The 16,938-nt window shown below is 57.4% G+C and carries 11 protein-coding genes; 1 reads left to right on the top strand and 10 read right to left on the bottom strand.

Annotated features, from left to right (window positions below):
- Positions 1-153 precede the first annotated feature (153 nt).
- The 9 genes from ABY948_RS05705 to ABY948_RS05665 all read right to left on the bottom strand — a co-directional run bounded on the left by ABY948_RS05705 (position 154) and on the right by ABY948_RS05665 (position 14,560).
- Positions 154-3,189 carry an efflux RND transporter permease subunit gene (locus ABY948_RS05705; RefSeq protein ID WP_461481551.1) on the bottom strand — a complete coding sequence of 1,012 codons (3,036 nt, stop codon included), beginning with the start codon at positions 3,187-3,189 and terminating at the stop codon, positions 154-156.
- A 13-nt stretch (positions 3,190-3,202) separates the two neighbouring features.
- Positions 3,203-4,306 (bottom strand): efflux RND transporter periplasmic adaptor subunit, encoded by a 1,104-nt coding sequence (locus ABY948_RS05700; RefSeq protein WP_461481550.1) that lies wholly within the window; start codon positions 4,304-4,306, stop codon positions 3,203-3,205.
- A gap of 62 nt (positions 4,307-4,368) precedes the next feature.
- A complete protein-coding gene (locus tag ABY948_RS05695; RefSeq protein WP_461481549.1) occupies positions 4,369-5,865 on the bottom strand; it encodes an efflux transporter outer membrane subunit in 1,497 nt (498 codons plus the stop codon).
- Between the two features lie 176 nt (positions 5,866-6,041).
- Positions 6,042-8,351 (bottom strand): PqiB family protein, encoded by a 2,310-nt coding sequence (locus ABY948_RS05690; protein WP_461481548.1) that lies wholly within the window; start codon positions 8,349-8,351, stop codon positions 6,042-6,044.
- Positions 8,348-8,974, bottom strand: coding sequence for a paraquat-inducible protein A (locus ABY948_RS05685; RefSeq protein WP_461481547.1), 627 nt, complete (start codon positions 8,972-8,974; stop codon positions 8,348-8,350). Before ABY948_RS05685 ends, ABY948_RS05690 begins: the two co-directional genes overlap by 4 nt.
- A complete protein-coding gene (locus tag ABY948_RS05680; RefSeq protein WP_461481546.1) occupies positions 8,971-9,597 on the bottom strand; it encodes a paraquat-inducible protein A in 627 nt (208 codons plus the stop codon). The genes ABY948_RS05685 and ABY948_RS05680 overlap by 4 nt, the downstream gene beginning before the upstream one ends.
- A gap of 112 nt (positions 9,598-9,709) precedes the next feature.
- Positions 9,710-10,312: a potassium channel family protein gene (locus ABY948_RS05675; RefSeq protein ID WP_461481553.1), complete on the bottom strand. Its 603-nt coding sequence runs from the start codon at positions 10,310-10,312 to the stop codon at positions 9,710-9,712.
- Between the two features lie 149 nt (positions 10,313-10,461).
- A complete protein-coding gene (locus ABY948_RS05670; protein ID WP_461481545.1) occupies positions 10,462-10,947 on the bottom strand; it encodes a YajQ family cyclic di-GMP-binding protein in 486 nt (161 codons plus the stop codon).
- Positions 10,948-11,041: 94 nt separating this feature from the next.
- A complete protein-coding gene (locus ABY948_RS05665; RefSeq protein ID WP_461481544.1) occupies positions 11,042-14,560 on the bottom strand; it encodes a PAS domain-containing hybrid sensor histidine kinase/response regulator in 3,519 nt (1,172 codons plus the stop codon).
- A gap of 54 nt (positions 14,561-14,614) precedes the next feature.
- On the opposite strand from ABY948_RS05665, the gene ABY948_RS05660 reads away from it, so the two are divergent.
- A complete protein-coding gene (locus tag ABY948_RS05660) occupies positions 14,615-16,645 on the top strand; it encodes a propionyl-CoA synthetase (protein WP_461481543.1) in 2,031 nt (676 codons plus the stop codon).
- A 122-nt stretch (positions 16,646-16,767) separates the two neighbouring features.
- On the opposite strand, the gene ABY948_RS05655 is transcribed toward ABY948_RS05660, so the two are convergent.
- A partial coding sequence (locus ABY948_RS05655; RefSeq protein ID WP_461481552.1) for an aspartate 1-decarboxylase occupies positions 16,768-16,938 on the bottom strand: 171 nt, incomplete at its 5' end.

Genomic DNA, 16,938 nt, shown 5'->3' with positions numbered 1-16,938 from the left:
CCCGAAGGGCTGGGGCCATTTTTGCCCCCAGCGTTGTTGTCATTCGCTCATTTAGAATAACTAAACCACGCTCATTCCGCCTCGCTGGAAGCAAAAATGACCTCCAGCAGTGGTAAGCAAATTAGTGTGAACAGGCCCTAGCCAAACAAAACCTTAACCCCCTGCCTCATCGCGGTAAAACAGCGCATAGAGCACCGGCACAACCACCATCGTCAGCAGGGTCGCAAAGATCAGCCCGGCAATAATGGTGACGGCCATGGCGCTGAAAAATGCATCAAACAACAGTGGAATCATCCCCAGTGCCGTGGTCAATGCCGCCATTGCCACGGGCATCAATCGACTCACACCGGAATCGACAATCGCATTCATCAGGTCTTTGCCCCCGCTGTGTTGCAGAACAATTTCATCGATCAGTACGATGGCATTTTTAATGAGCATGCCAATCAGGCTGAGGAAACCCAGCAACGCCATAAAGCCGAATGGTTGAGCCGTTGCGAGGAGGCCGGCCGTCACACCGATCAGCGCCAGCGGCACCGCCAGCCAGATAATCAGGGGCAGGCGGAGGGAATTAAAGAGCATGATGGTGATCAGCACCATTAGCAGGATAAACACCGGTAGACTGGCCGACAAACCGGCCTGGGCATTACCCGAGTCTTCATATTCTCCCCCCCATTCCAGTTCATAGCCTCGCGGCAGTTTGATGGCTTCCACCTCCGGGCGAACGGTAGCGAACAAGATTGACGCCGGGCCAGAGATTGGGTCCATGAACACGGTAATGGTCGGCTTGCGATTCCGGCGCATAATAATTTCGTCTTCGAAAACCGTTTCAAACCCCGTCACCACCTGGCGCAGGGGAATCATACTGGCAGCGACCTGGCTCCAGATTTGCAGATTGTAAAGACTGGCGATATCGTCGCGATTTTGTTCCTCGGCACGGAGGATGATCGGCAGCAGCAGGTCCTCCTCCCGAAATATCCCCACCCGTTCTCCCTGAAAGCCTTCCAGCAGCGCACGGGAAATATCCTGGCGGGTAATGCCATTGAGGTTGGCCTGTTGCTCCGCCACCAGCGGCCTGACCACTTTCACCCGTTGCCGCCAGTCGGTGCGGATGCCCTTACTGTTAGGCTGGGCAGCATAGATAGCCCTCACCTGATCGGCAATATCGCGCAACACCGTGCGATCCGGGCCGCTGATTCTCGCCTGGATCTTGCCCGTGCTCCCCGGTCCCAACTGAAATTTTGAGGCGTAACCGAGCACATCGGGATAAAACGCCTTGAGGTGGGATTCAATGTCTGCCAGCAATGCATCCATTTGAGCGGTATCGTCCACGTCCACCAGCAACTGGGCGTAGGCGCTGTTACTTTTTTCAGGGGTATAGGTCAGCAGGAATCGCAGCCCACCCTTGCCAACCAGTGAGGTGACATGGGTCACCGCCGGGCGCTCGCGAAGATAGGCTTCCACACCGGACACCAGGCTGGTGGTTTCATCAATATGGGTGCCCTGGGGCAACCAGATATCCACCATTAATTGAGGCCGGGTGGAGGGAGGAAAGAAACTCTGCTCAACAAACCGGAAACCCCAGAGAGCGGTGACAAAGAGGGTGACCACCACGCCGAGGGCGAGGGTTTTGCGGTGCAGACAAAACAACAGGAATTTTCGGTATCCCCGATAGATACGGCCACTGTTCACCTCTCCGCTATCGGATGTGCCGGTATTTTTCAGGTACATCACACACAGCAGTGGTGTCACGGTGACGGCGGTCACCCAACTGAGGGAAAGCGACACCAGCACCACCTGAAACAGGGAACGGCAGAATTCACCGGTATTGTCGTCCGAGGTGCCGATGGCGGCAAATGCCAGAATGGCAATCACTGTCGCGCCCAGCAGGGGCAGCGCTGTCTGGCGAACAACATCAATAGAGGCCTGTTTCGCGTCCTCTCCCTGTTTCACCCGCACAGCGACCCCGTCCACCACCACAATGGCGTTATCCACCAACATGCCCAGGGCGATGATGAGTGCACCCAGGGAAATCCGTTCCAGCGCCACCTGCATCGGTGCCAGAAAAATAAACGAACCCGCAATGGTCAACAGCAATACAAAGCCAATCAGGGCCGCACCGCGCAGTCCCATAAAGAAAAACAGCACGACGATCACAATGGCGACCGCCTCCAGCAGGCTCACCACAAATCCCCGGATGGCCACGCTGACGGCATCTGATTGTACGGAGACCAACCCCGCCTCAATACCCACCGGAACCTGTGGTGTTAATTCATGGAAACGTTTTTTCAGCGCCTTCCCCATCTCCACCACATTGCCACCGGAAACAGTGGAAATGCCCAGACCTATAGCCACCTGGGCGTCGTAGCGAATCAGGTTGGTCTGGGGTTCCACATAGCCACGCCAGATACGGGCGATATCCCGCAAATAGATTTGGTCTGAACCCTGGATGCTGATCAGCACATCGCCAAACTGGTCAACTGTGCTGATTTCTCCGGTTGGATTAAGGGTGATGAATTCAGCACCGACCTTGACCCGCCCGGAATCACTCACCAGGTTTTTCTGCTGCAGCTCATTGACGACCACGGAGGGTGGTATTCCCAATTGGGACAGTCGATCGCGATTGAGTTCGACGTAAATTGCTTCCGTTCTTTCTCCATAGGTATCAATCTTCCCGACACCCTCTACCAGCAGCAATTCCCGGCGGAACAGGTCAACCACGTCCTTGATCTCTGCGTAACTGTAACTCTCACCGCTGAGGGTGATAAAAATGCCGTAGACATCCCCGTAGTCATCCACCACCAGCGGAACACCGGCACCGGGCGGCAGCTCCCGCTGGGTATCATTGATTTTGCGGCGCAGTTCATCCCACACCTGGGGCAATAATTCCTTGCCATACTTATCTTTGATGGTCACCGTCAGAGTGGAGAGTCCGCGTTCGGACTTGGAGACAACTCGTTTGACCTGCCCCATTTTCTGTACTGCCTTCTCCAGCCGGTCCGTCACCTCCTCCTCCACTTCGGCGGCTGAAGCTCCGGGATAAGGGGTAATAACCAGGGCATCCTTGATGGTGAACTCGGGGTCCTCCAACCGGCTCAAGCTCTGATAACTGGTGATGCCGGCGCCCAGCATGACAAATGTCAGCACCAGCGTGACGACCTTGCGTTCAATAAAAAATTGGGCAATGTTCATCGCAGCTGCTCCGTCACTCAGCCTCCAGCGGATAGACTTCCATCCCTTCCCGTAGATGATGTATGCCGGCGGCGGCCACACGGTCACCGGGTTTCAGTGGGCCGCTCACCTGGATCGCAGCCCCCAGCATCGGCCCCACCGACACGGGAACCCGTGTTACCTGCGCGGTTTGCGGATCAACTTTCCAAACATAGGCCCTGTTATCTGGCTCCACGGCAACGGCCGAAACCGGCAACATGAAGGAACTGCCTGCTTCACCGGATTGAATTGCAGCCATATGGAGAACCACCTTGGCCGTCATACCGGGGCGAATATTCAGGGCGTCCGGGTTGTCAAAGGCAAGGGTGACGGTATAGCTGCGGGTGACGGGGTCTGCCGCGCTGGAAAATGATACGAATCGTGCCTTGAAGTCCCTGTCGGGCAGGGTACTGAGAACCACCGTCGGGTTTAACCGGGCGGTACGCTCTTCAAGGCCGACTGCCGTGTCGGCGGAGACAAAATCCTGTTCCGGCACGGTGATATCCACTTCAAGCTGCTGCACATTGTGCAGCAATAACACCGGCTCCTTGGCCTGGACATTCTGGAAATTATCCACCAGTTTCTTGCCGATCTCGCCGTTAAAAGGGCTGAGTAACACCGTGTCTTCCAGTGCCTTTTGCGCTTTCCTCAACTCTTCACGGGCAATATCCAGATCGCGCAACGCCAAGTCCACTTCCGCCTGGGAGCCCGCCTGCTGGTCGTATATACGCTTGGCCCTTTTATAAACGGATTCCATGGTTACGTAATTGGATTTGGCTGCGTCCCGGGCCGCCAGATAGTCACGGGGATCCAGTTTGGCCAACATCTCTCCGGCATTAATTTTCTGCCCCTCGGTGATGGGCAACTCAACAATTCTGCCCGGCACTTCAAAGCCCAGTTTTACCGTTTGCGCCGCGGTGATCACGCCGGGATATTCACGGGTGGAGCGGGCTTTTTCATCGCCCACCACCGCCATTTTGATGGGCCTCGCGGGCGCATCCGGCAGAGGTTCAGGTGCTTTACCACAGCCTGTGAGTGCAATCAGGATCGTCAGTGCCAGTGCTTTGATCTGCCCTGCCAGTACGGTTTCATATCTCATTGCGCGCTCCCTTATCCGGCCCATCACCCCGGCAAATCATTTCCACCTTCAACCACGGCATCTCAATTCCCTCCACCACCGAGCAAATCCCCCCAGTCCGTGCGCTGTTGCATTTCCTGCAGTGTGTCATTGCGAATTACCGGTTGACCGGCCATCACTTCCCAACCGCCGCCCAGCGCCTTGTATAGGGCGACCAGGCTGAGGGCGATATCACTTCTGGCTCGAGTCCACTGGTCCTGTTGCGTTACCAGAAAACGCTGGGAGTCGATCACGCGCTGAAAATCGATCGCGCCTTCCCGGTAGCGTGTATTGGCAATGTCAACGGCGCGCAACGCCGCCCCTGCACTGCGGGCACGGAAGTCGGTCTCACGGCGTGATTCTGTATAGGCCGCCATCGCATCCTCTACTTCCCGGTAGGCATTGAGCACCGTGTTCTGGTAGGACAATAGGCTTTGTTGAAAACGGGCGTCCTGGACGCGGACATTATTTTTCAGGCGCCCGTAATTAAAAATATTCCAGCGAAAAGACGGACCTCCGGAGAAAAACAAACTGTCGCTGTTGAACATATCCTCGCTGGAGCTATTGCCGGTGTTGCTCGTCTGATAGCCGATGGAACCCGCCAATGAAAAACTCGGGTATAAATCCGCTGTGGCCACGCCGATCAAGGCACTTTGGCTGGCCGCGACGTATTCGGCCCGACGGACATCCGGGCGGCGGCGCAGCAAGTCAGCGGGAACACCTGTGGCCACATCAAACACCGGCTTGGGGAGCGGCCCCGACTGCCCGATCAGTTCGGAAAGATCCCCGGGCGGGATCGCCAACAGTAGGCTGAGCGCATGGCTCGCCTGGCGCAACGCAATAATCAAGCCGGGTTCCAGTGCCTGGGTGTTGGCCAGATTGGAGGCCGCCTGCTGTTTATCCAGCTCGGTGGTGGCGCCATTGTCGTAGCGGACGGTGGCAATCCTCAGGCTTTCCTCCTGTAGCTGGATGTTTGCCCGCACCAGGGACAGTCTCTCCTCCAGGCTGCGAATGCTGATGTAGGCCCGGGCCACGTCGGCAGCCAGGATCACCAGCAGGTCGTCATAATCCGCCTCGCTGGCCATCACTCCTGCCTCGGTCGAGGCTATGGCGCGGCGGTAACGTCCCCAAAAATCCAGTTCCCAAACGGCATCGAAACCCAGCTGCAGATTGGTGAAATCCTCATCTGCCGCGGGATTGAAGTTGGGGGAATTTTCACTGAGTCGAACAGCGGAGACCGAGCCGCCTATCTGCTGAAGCTGCGGATAGCGGTTGCCCAGGGCGATACCCAACCGGGCTCTGGCCTCGGCAATGCGCAAACCCGCCACTTGCAGGGGCAGGTTCTGTTGAAAGGCCATCTCGACCAGCTGATCCAGGACCGGATCATTGAATGATCGCCACCATGCGGGCTGGGTGACACGCTCTTTGCTGAAGGAGGGGTTTTTCGCCAGCCACGCCTCGTGGCTGGGGGCCTCTGGTCGGTGGAAATCAGGCCCCACGGAGGTACAACCACCGAGCCAGAAAAAAATGACAGAAAGCATGACGCAGAAACTGCTTCGTCTCGCAATGCCGCCAAACACAGATGAAGAGATATCCATATTGCCCACAACCCGAGTTTTTGTTCTTCCGGGCTAACCATTCCCAAAGGGGGTGGAGCCAAGCACATCTACGCTCTAAACCGTCCTGCTCAAATTGTCATCTGGAAATAATGATTACATCATTGCACAGGGATTTTCGGATGCCAACTCAACCAGTCCTCTTTGGGTTCGCTGTAGAGTCTGAATTCGCTGCCCTCGGCCGCCAACGGACCCATGTATTCCTCCGGCGGCGTGGCGAAAGAAATACCCCCGGAAAGAATCGTTTCCAGGGATTCGGTGCGGACTTTAACCCCCTTGAACAGCCCTGCATCGACATCGATGCCACTGGCATTCCAGAACACCGTGTTCTGGTGAACCAGCCCGGCAAATCTTTTCTCGATATTGACTGCGATGATCACCTTTTCGGCCGTACTGGATAGTCGATAACCGATGACTTTGCCCACTGGCACATCGCGGTAATAGACCGTCGCTCCCGATTTGATGGAACCCAGACGATCCGACAACAGGTTGATGGTCAGCCCCCCCTGGGTTTCCAGCAGTTCCGGGGGCGCATCCAGGCCGTGAAAATGGCTGACAGGTTGGCCATCGCCAGGGCTGACATTGATGTACTGTCCGCTCAACAGGGTGTCCAGATTGGCGGTTTGGGCAAGTCCCAGAATGGGGCGAACAACCCAGAAACGGGTATTTTCCCGGGCAATCATTTTAGCTCCCGCATCGAGACGGGCTGTCAGGACGACGCTGTGGAATGTTTTATCCAACGCTATGGAGAGCACTTCCCCAATTTTAACGCCCTGGTATTTCAAGGCTGTCCCAACATTCAATCCGTGGCCACTATTAAAGGTAATGGCAATTTCCAGAACCTCAGATTTTGCCGCTTCCTCACTGGGATAAAGGTCGTACACATCCCCATTTTTTGCCGGCGGCGCGGGGGTATGATGATCCAGGCTGGAAAAGGCAATTCCTCCTCGCACCAAAGCGGCCAGCGACTCCACCTTCAAATCAATACCCGAAAGGCCCCCCTTCAGCGACACGCCACCCACCTTCCAGAAACGGGTATTTCCCGTCACCAGCCGGGCATACTCCGGCTCGATAAACAGGTTGGCTTCCAATGTCCGGCCATCGGGCATTAATCGATACCCCTGAACGTTTCCAACGGGAATTTTTCGATAATAAATCTCGGTGCCGCGAGTGAGCGACGAGAGATCTTCAGACGTCATTTTCAAATGCAGGCCCGGGGTGCTGTAATCCAGCTCGGGAGGCCCCGGGAGCGCCACAAATTCGCGTTTCGGATTACCCTCGAGAGAGAAATCCATTTCAATAAAATTACCCGATATCAGATTGCCCAGTGCTGAGATGCCCTCAAGATTAATCTCGGGTTTTACCAACCAGAAGCGCGCACTTTCGTTCAGGGCCGGGGCGCTTCTGGGGTCCATCATGAACGTGCAAAGCACATGCTCAAGGGAGGGAGAAACCTTGATTTTGGCCAGTTCACCAACTGCAATACCCTTGTATTTGAGGGGTGTCCGGCCCTCCTCCAGCCCCTCTGCGGTCGGTAATTCAATGGTAATGGGAATACCGGCATTTGCCTCCCTGAACCCCGGGTAGAGCCTGAACTCTGCGCCGCTCTCCACTGCTGTATTATCGTTACCGGGTTGTGGTTCAGGCGTGAAAAATGAAATGCCACCGGCCACAATGGCAGCAAGTGAACCGGTCCGGATTTTCACGCCCGCCAGGGAGCCATCAATCTCAAACCCTGAACTATTCCAGAAACGGGTGCTCCGCTTGATCAGCGGGGCGTAGGCCTGATCGATAAACAGCGTCATTTCCACACCACTGCCATCCGGCAGCAAAACATAGTCCTCGACCTCGCCAACATGGAATTTACGGTAATGAACCGGACTGCCTCTGTTGATGGAACCCAAGTCCTCGGAGAGGAGGCGCAGGCGTATGCCATCCTTGTTGAGCAGGCCGGCCGGCGGCTCATCCAACGCCACAAAATCTCTCATGGGTCGACTGCCGGCAGGGCCGGGCAGAACAGTGATGTAACTACCTGAAACCAGGGTGTTTAACCCGCTGATACCCATCAGTGATATTTCCGGGCTCACCAGCCAGAACTGGGTTCCCTCCGTCAGCGCTTGCTCGAAAGCGCGTTCAAAATCAATGGTGGCCACTACGCCGTTGAGATCAGGTTTCACCTGGATATCCCGCACCAGACCAATGCTGATACCCTGGTATTTCACTTCCGTTTTGGCCGCCGTGATGCCCTCCCCAGTAGGCAAATGCAGGGACACCTCGATATCCCCCGCCACAATGTTTCTGTACACCAGCCATGCACCAATCATGACGGCCAGAAAAGGCAGCAGCCAAACGATGGAGATGCGTTTGTGCGGTAGGACGGCGGGGACCGCGTATTCGCTGTCGTCGGTCATGAGGGTTCCTTTTCCAAATCCCAGATCAGGCGTGCATCAAAACTGTTGGCGGCAAGAATGGTGGTTACCACAACCGTGGCAAATGCGGTGCTACCCGGACCCGCCTCGATAGTGGCCACTGCCCCCAGATCCACCAGCGTCACCAGAATGGAAATCATGAACAGATCCAGCAGCGACCAGCGTCCAATAAAATGGATGGCCCGAAACAACATGGCGCATTGGCGTCTATCCAGCATCCACTTGAACTGAACCGTCATTAACAGGATAGACAAACCCACCAGTTTTAAAACAGGCACGGCGACACTGGCGACAAATACCAGCGCGGCAATTCCCCACATGCCGGCGCTCCAGAGATGGGCGACGCCCGAGATAATCGTGTCCGGGGCGCCGCGGCCAAAATAGATAACCGTCATCACCGGAAAGTAATTCGCAGGTACCAGACATAACCAGCCGACCACGGTATAGGCCCAGGAGCGGGAGACACTGGCGGAGAGACGAAAATGATTTTTGGTATGACAGCGCGGGCAATAGCTGTCGCTTTCTCCCGGCAATGGCTTGAGTAATTTGCCGCATAACGTACAGCGCATCCACCCCCGCGACAACCCGGTGACCGGTATGCTCATGGCCGCGATTCCAGTTTCTGCCATATCGCCTCGGGCTGGAATGTTCTGCTGCTCCAGGTGGCCACCATCAATAACAGGACAAAACTGTATAGGCCACCGGAGATTGCCAGGTCACCGAGATCGCGTATCTTGATCAATGCCACCAGAATGCCGAGCATATAAACATCCAGCATGCCCCACTCTTCCAGGTGGTGGTACAGCCGCAGGAGCTGGGGCAACCATGGATACATAAACCGCCAATGAGCCCCCGCACTGATCACAAACAGCAATAGCAGATTCGCCAATGGCGCGATAACACTGCAAAAAATCACCAGAAAGGCCATCCAGGCATAACCGGATTCAAACAGTTTGAACGCCCCGTTCAACATGGTGTTGCGGGTACTCAAACCACTAATCGTGAATTCCATGATGGGTAGCAAATTGGCTGGTATGGCCAATATCAGGCCGGTAAGGCTCAGGGCCAACGTGCGATTGAGGGAATCCTGTCTGGCGTCCTGCACCAACGCGCCACAGCGGGAGCAGAGCAAACTGCCATGTAGGGGTGGACCTGTGACCAACAGCAACAGGTCGCATTCCGGACACGCCAACAATTCCCGATGAGTCCCCTGAGCCGTTTCCAGCACATCCATTCTCCCGCAGCATCAATGGTTGGCAGCCACACTGTACCTGAGCCCGAAATCAATAACCCGCTTTCAACGGTATCCATCACCATATCGTTTTTCAATAAAAACCTTTTTACTGGGAGCGGGATGATTCCTTTGAAATGTAGAGCCCCAGTAGCCTGGCCACCACAATGGCCAAATAAAACTGCCCGATAACGGCCTCCACCATTGCCCAGGAGCGGCTGACGGGGCTGACTGGCGTAATATCGCCATAGCCCAGTGTCGATAGCGTGACAAAGCTGAAGTAGATAAATTCTCTAAGCGCCTGCGGATACGGCCAATCGCCACTCACTGCGGAGGAAAATGCCTGAGGAATGAGAATGTGCATCATGAGAAAAAAATGTCCCCAGAGCACACCTATCAGCAGATAGGTGCAAAGGGCAGCAAAGATCAGGTCGCCGGTCACACGCTTCATCTGCACAACAAAGTAGAGCAGATTCCCGAGGATGAACAATAGAAACAACACGCTGAGCACAATATAACTGAGGGTCAGCGCATTGAGGTCAATGGGGAGCGGTTGCCAGGCGATCACGATAGCAGGCAAGGCCAGTAGACAACCGATGATAAACAGGCGCCGCTTTGCGTTCACCAACCACAGCCCCATCAGTAATACGGCAACCCACGACAAGCGACTCACCAGGTTGCTGCCGGTATCGAAGAGAGGCGGTATCAGCATCAGCAATAGCGAGGCCACGAATAGCCCACTGAAACTGTAACGGGGAAAGAGATTCTCTGGCATCCTGCTGACCTGATTTTTTACTAAGCATTGATCAGCAGAGTGAATGCGTCAACAGTTTAGCGGGCAGCTGGGGGTTCAGCAGGCTGCTAGTCCCTGAAATTCTCGTACTGAAACGGCTGCCCCAGCTCGGCGCCACGCACCAGGGCGATGGCCTCCTGCAGGTCGTCGCGCTTCTTGCCGTTGACGCGAATCTTGTCGCCCTGAATGGCAGCCTGCACTTTCATTTTGGTGTCTTTTAACAGCTTGATAATTTTCTTCGCCATGTCCTGCTCGATGCCCTGCTTGAAGCGCACCTGCAGTGAAAACGTCTTGCCCCTGTGCTCGGCTTCTTCATCCACATCCACCACATAGGGATCGACATTGCGTTTGACCAGGTTCTTGCTGAGGATGTCCAGCAGCTGCTGGCACTGGAAATCGGACTCGGCACTGAGGGTGACAATGCCGTCCTTGAGTTCGACACCGGCCTGGACACCGCGAAAATCAAAGCGGGTGGTCAGTTCCCGTTGGGTGTTTTCGGTGGCGTTGCGAATTTCCACCATATCCACTTCTGAGACGATATCAAATGACGGCATAGAGGGTTTCCTGTTGCTGAACTGAGTGGCCGCTAGTCTAGCCCCACCCGCCCGGCGGGAAAAGTCGTGATCAGGAAAACCCGCCTGGTGCTGCTCAGGAGGCCTTGGCGGGACGTACCAGCGAAGTCATTTTCTTGGCCAGTTTCTCGGGAGACACCGGCTTCGACATATAGGCAAAACCCGCCTCTTCAACCTGTTGGCGGATCTCGTCGGAGTTATCCGCACTGATCATCATGCAGGGGCGATGGCGCCAGGTCTGGGGCAGGCCGTTTACCAATTCAATGCCCGTGAGGTGTTCATCCAGGTGGAAATCCACCAGCAGAATATCCGGCGGATAACCGTTCAGCAGTGGCCCCATCTCGCGCGGCCCTTTTGCCAGCAGCACCTGACAGCCCCATTGGTTCAGCAGGCTCTTCATTCCCTCGAGGATTTCCTCTTCATTGTCGATACAGAGCACCCTGACCCCCAGCAACCTGGGACGCGGTCGAACGGGATGGAGGGCTTTTTCCAACACCTCGTCGCGCTGCCCATAGGGCACCAGGATGCTGAAGACCGATCCCTCCCCCGGCTCGGACTGCACACCGATGCAGTGTCCCATCAGGTCAGCCATACCCTTGGCAATGGTCAAGCCGAGGCCAAGCCCCGTGTCGGTGCTGGTGGCGCCCGGACTGAGCCGTTCAAACTCCACAAAAATACGGTCCATGGCATCCGGGGCAATGCCGGGGCCGGTATCCCAGACTTCGATGCGCAACCCGGCTGCGGTGCGGCGGCAACCCAGCAGCAAGCGGCCCCGCTTGGTGTAGTGAATGGCATTGCTGAGGAAGTTTTGCAGAATGCGGCGCAACAGGTGGGGATCACTTTCCAGGGTGACCTGACAGGGCACGAAATGCAGGTCGATCCCCTTCTCAACCGCCAGTACGCCAAATTCAGTGGCCAACTCCCGCAGTACCGGCCCGATGCAGAAATGCGTCATATCCGGCTGCATCTTGCCCCCTTCCAGCCCGGAAATTTCCCGCAGTGCGGCGATCAGTCTTTCCGCCGTTTCCAGGGATTTCTGCACGTGATCGACCTGGCGGATGAGGGAGACCTGTTCCTTGCCGGCCAATTGGTGCTGGATGGAGGAGACAAACAGTTTCGCGGCGCTGATGGGCTGCAACAGATCGTGACTGGCGGACTGCATGAAGCGGCTCTTGCTGGCATGAATACCCCGCAGCTCCTCTTCCGCCCGGGCGCGCAAACGGTTTTCCTCCGCCAGTTTGTAGTTGAGGTTGCAGAGGTCCGCGGTGCGCTGGGTCACCCGCTCCTCCAGGGTCGACTTGGCCTCTTCCAATGCCTTGACGACAGTCTTGTAATCGCTGATATCCGTATAGGTGGCGACAAAGCCACCGTTGGGCATGGGGTTGCCCACCACCTGGATGGTGGTGCCACTGGGCAGGGTGCGCTCGAAGCGGTGGGAACCGCCACTGCGCAGCAGATCCAGGCGACGCTCCACCTGCTCCCCGAGGTTATCGGAATCCCGATAGAGACCGCGCTTGGCGTTGAACTCATACACGGCCTTGATCGGACACCCGACATAGAGCAGGCGCGGCGGGTAATCGAACATTTCCTCGTAGCGGCGATTCCAGGCCACCACCCGCAGGTCGGCATCCACCACACAGATACCCTGGGTGATGGTTTCCACCGTGGTTTGCAGCAGGTCGCGGTTGAACTGGAGCTGTTCCGAGGTGCCGCCGACAATGGCGGCAATATCACTGAATTGCAGCGGTTCGGTGCGCTGCAACAGGGTGATGGCACTCTGGGCGGAGGCCGATCCGACGATGGCGGCGAGGAATTTCTCCACCCGGCGCACCACAAATACCGGCGCGCGGTCGTTGTCCAGCAACCGCTGCCGGTAGCGCTCCTCGCAGCCCCGCCACAGCTCCTCATACTGGCTGCGGCTGAGAAAGGATTCCATCAACTGACGCAGTTGCACCACCCTGATCGGCGACAGTTCGAAATCATCCTCGCCGTAGAGTCTCGGCCCGGGGGCATCCACAAAAACGCTGGCCTGAAAACTGTCCCGGTCACCGGGCCTGACCAGCAGGGAAACCCCCAGGTAAATGAGCAGATTGCTGCACAGGCTCCACCACACTCCGTGACTGAGGGGATCGAGAAACCCCATGCCCAGCAGAGACTGCGGACGCAGCCAGCTCAACTGCCAGGGGCCGTTGACCAGCAGGCTATCCCCCGGTTCCAGCAGGGTCGGGAGCAGCAGGCAGTACCCCCAGAACAGAAACCCGAGCGCCAGCCCTGCATAGACGCCATAGGCGTGACCACGGCGCCAGAAGGCGCCGCCCAACAGTGCGGGGGCCAGCTGGGCAAAACAGGCGAAGGAAACCAGACCGATGGAAGCCAGCTCCTGATCTTTGCCAATCATCCGGTACATCACCCAGGAGGCCATCAGAATCGCCAGAATGCAGACCCGGCGAATCCAGCGCAGGTGCCGCCCCATAAAGAAAGCCGTTTGGCGGAACTGGTCTTTGCGCCAGCGCAGCAATAGCGGCAGGATAATTTCGTTCGACACCATGATGGCCAGGGTCACCGTTGCCACGATCACCATCCCGGTGGCCGCCGAAAATCCTCCGGCAAAGGCCAGGATAGCCAGCCATTCCGAATCACCGTGCATGGCCAGATTCAACACATAGGTGTCGGGGGGAATGTCACCGCTGCCAAATAATTGCGTCCCGACCATGGCGATGGGCAACACCACCGCGATCACCACCAGCAGGTAGAGCGGAAAAAACCAGTGGGCAACCTGTAAATCCCGATCTTCCTGAAACTCCACCACGGTGACGTGGAACTGCCGGGGCAGGCAGATAACTGCCAACATCGACAACAGCACCATGGTGACAAACTGGGGATTGATCGGGTTCGACAGCCAGGGTGCCAGCAATGCCTCACTGGTGACCGATGGTTCAAACTCCACACTTGCCGCCATAAACAGCGCCAGGCTCGCCAGCGTAATCAGTGCCACGATCTTGATCACCGACTCCACCGCCAGTGCCGCCATCATGCCGCGATTGCGCTCCCGCCCCTCGATGTGACGGGTGCCGAACACCATGGCAAATACCGCCAGCAGCAGCGCCGTGACCAGGGCGACATCCGGCAGATAGGCCGCGTCGCCATTGGCCGTGGATGCGGTCAGGGTTTCCCAGGCCAGGGAAACCGCTCGCAGTTGCAGGGAGATATAGGGCATGGAACCCGCCACCGCCACCGCCGCCACCAAGGCGGCGAGCAACTGGCGCTTGCCGTAGCGGGAGCCGATAAAGTCAGCAATGGAGGTGGTTTTCTGGCGGGCGCCGATGCTCACCAGTTTGCGCAGTATCGGTGCGCCCAGCACGAACAGCAGAATGGGGCCGAGGTAGATGGGCACATAGGCCCAGGCGGTGGTGGCGGCCGTGCCCACGGCGCCGAAAAAGGTCCAGGAAGAGCAGTAAACCGCCAGGGTGAGGCTGTAAATGTAGGGGCGCAGCCGGTTGTGCCATTGGGGCTGCCGCTCGGCCCACAGAGCCACGACCACCAACAGCAAGACACAGCCCAACGCCACCAGCAACAACAAGGGTTGCGAAATCATGGCCGGGAATGTCCCTGTTGTGGCGTTGCCCAAGGGTTCATCGGCAAAGATTCAATGATTTTGATGCCTGTTGCAAGCGATACACCTCCGGGGGTGTTGTACCTAGGTCGAATTGCACTGGGCGCTCGAGCGGCAAACAATTCAATAAAACAGATCAACGTTGGGGGGATGGAATCAGCGATGTCCACAAACAGCACATACCGAGAGCAGTACCAGCAGTTTCTCGACAATCCGGAAGAGTTCTGGCGCCAGCAGGCCAAGCGCATCAGCTGGTACAAGGAACCGCAAACCATCCTCAGTGTTGACGAGAACCAGTATTTTCGCTGGTACAGCGACGGCGAACTGAACACCAGCTATCTGTGCCTGGACTACCATGTGGAACAGGGCCGGGGCGACCAGCCGGCCCTGATCTACGATTCACCCGTGACCGACAGCAAGGCAACCTTTAGCTACCGCGAACTGCGCGACCAGGTCGCCCTGTTCGCCGGCGGCCTGCAAAAACTGGGGGTCGTGAAAGGTGACCGGGTTGTCATTTATATGCCGATGGTGCCGGAAGCGGTTATCGCCATGCTGGCCTGTGCCCGGCTCGGCGCCATCCACTCCGTGGTGTTTGGCGGTTTTGCCCCCCACGAACTGGCCGTGCGCGTCGACGACGCCCAGCCCAAGGTGATTGTCACCGCCTCTTGCGGCATAGAAATCAGCCGGGTGATCCCCTACAAGCCCATGGTGGACGAGGCCATCGCCACGGCGCTGCACAAACCGCAACATGTGGTGCTGTTGCAGCGCCCCCAATGTCGGGCGGAAATGCGGTCTCTGCACGATATCGACTGGCACAGATTGATGTCCGAAGCAGAGCCTGCCCCACCGCTACCGGTGCAGGGCACCGACCCCCTGTATATCCTTTATACCTCCGGCACCACCGGCAAACCGAAAGGGGTGGTGCGCGATCACGGCGGCCATGCGGTGGCCATGCGCTACAGCATGGACGTGGTGTACAACGTCAAGGCCGGCGATGTCTACTGGGCGGCCTCCGATGTGGGCTGGGTGGTGGGACATTCCTATATTGTCTACGCCCCGCTGCTCACCGGCTGTACCACCATCCTCTACGAGGGCAAGCCGGTCAGAACCCCGGATGCCGGCGCTTTCTGGCGCGTCTGTGCCGAGCACAGGGTCTTGACCCTGTTCACGGCACCCACCGCGTTTCGCGCCGTGCGCAAGGAGGATCCGGAAGCGGAAGCCTTGAAACAATACGACCTCTCCAGCCTGGAACGTATCTACCTGGCCGGCGAGCGACTGGACCCCCCGACCTACGAATGGCTGAAGGAAAAAACCCAACTGCCCATCATTGACCACTGGTGGCAAACCGAAACGGCCTGGGCGATCGCCGGCAATCCCATCGGCCTCGAGCCAATGCCCACCAAGGCCGGGTCGGCCACGGTGCCCATGCCCGGTTACCAGATACAAATACTCGATGAAACGGGCGAGCCGGTACCCGCCGGACACAAGGGCCTGATTACCATCAAGCTGCCACTGCCGCCCGGCACCCTGACCACCATCTGGGGCAACCACCCGCGCTTTGAGGCCGGTTATCTGGACACCTATCCCAGCCATTACCTGACCGGCGACGAAGGTTACCTGGACGAGGACAACTACCTGTTTGTGATGGGGCGCTGCGACGATGTCATCAATGTGGCCGGACACCGTCTCTCCACCGGGCAGATGGAGGAAATTGTCGGCTCTCACCCCGCCGTGGCGGAGTGTGCCGTGATCGGCGTCAGCGATGACCTGAAAGGCCAGCTGCCCATGGGATTGGTGGTGTTAAAGGATGGCGCCGCGGTCGGTGGCGAAGCGTTGGCCGCGGAGTTAAAGCAGATGGTGCGGGCGCAGATCGGCGCCGTGGGCTGCTATGACCAGTCGCTGATTGTGCAGCGCCTGCCGAAGACGCGCTCCGGCAAAATTTTGCGCCGCACCATGCGCCAGATCGCCGACGGCCAGCCCTATACAGTTCCGTCAACGATTGATGACCCGGCGATTCTCGATGAAATCGCCGAGGCCATGAAAACGGCGGGAAGATTATCCGCCTGACAGACTTTTACCACCCTTAGCATTCTCCTATCCAGCAGCTTTTTCCAATCCAGCAATCCTGGCCGGTGGCAAAACCACCGGCATTTTTTTGCCCAATCAGATGACAGCGAAAGAACGGCCGATCAGGTCACCTGCACGGGAATGGTGTTGGAGGCGCGTTCGACGCTATTGTCGGCGTTCAGGTACACCAGTTTCGGTTTGTGGCGAACCATTTCCTCTTCCGTGTACTGGGCATAGGTGGCGATGATCACGCGATCACCCACCTGGCACTTGCGGGCAGCGGCGCCGTTCAT

It is taken from the genome of Porticoccus sp. (assembly GCF_041592135.1).
GTDB lineage: Bacteria > Pseudomonadota > Gammaproteobacteria > Pseudomonadales > Porticoccaceae > Porticoccus.
This window is presented reverse-complemented; position numbering and strand designations above follow the sequence as displayed.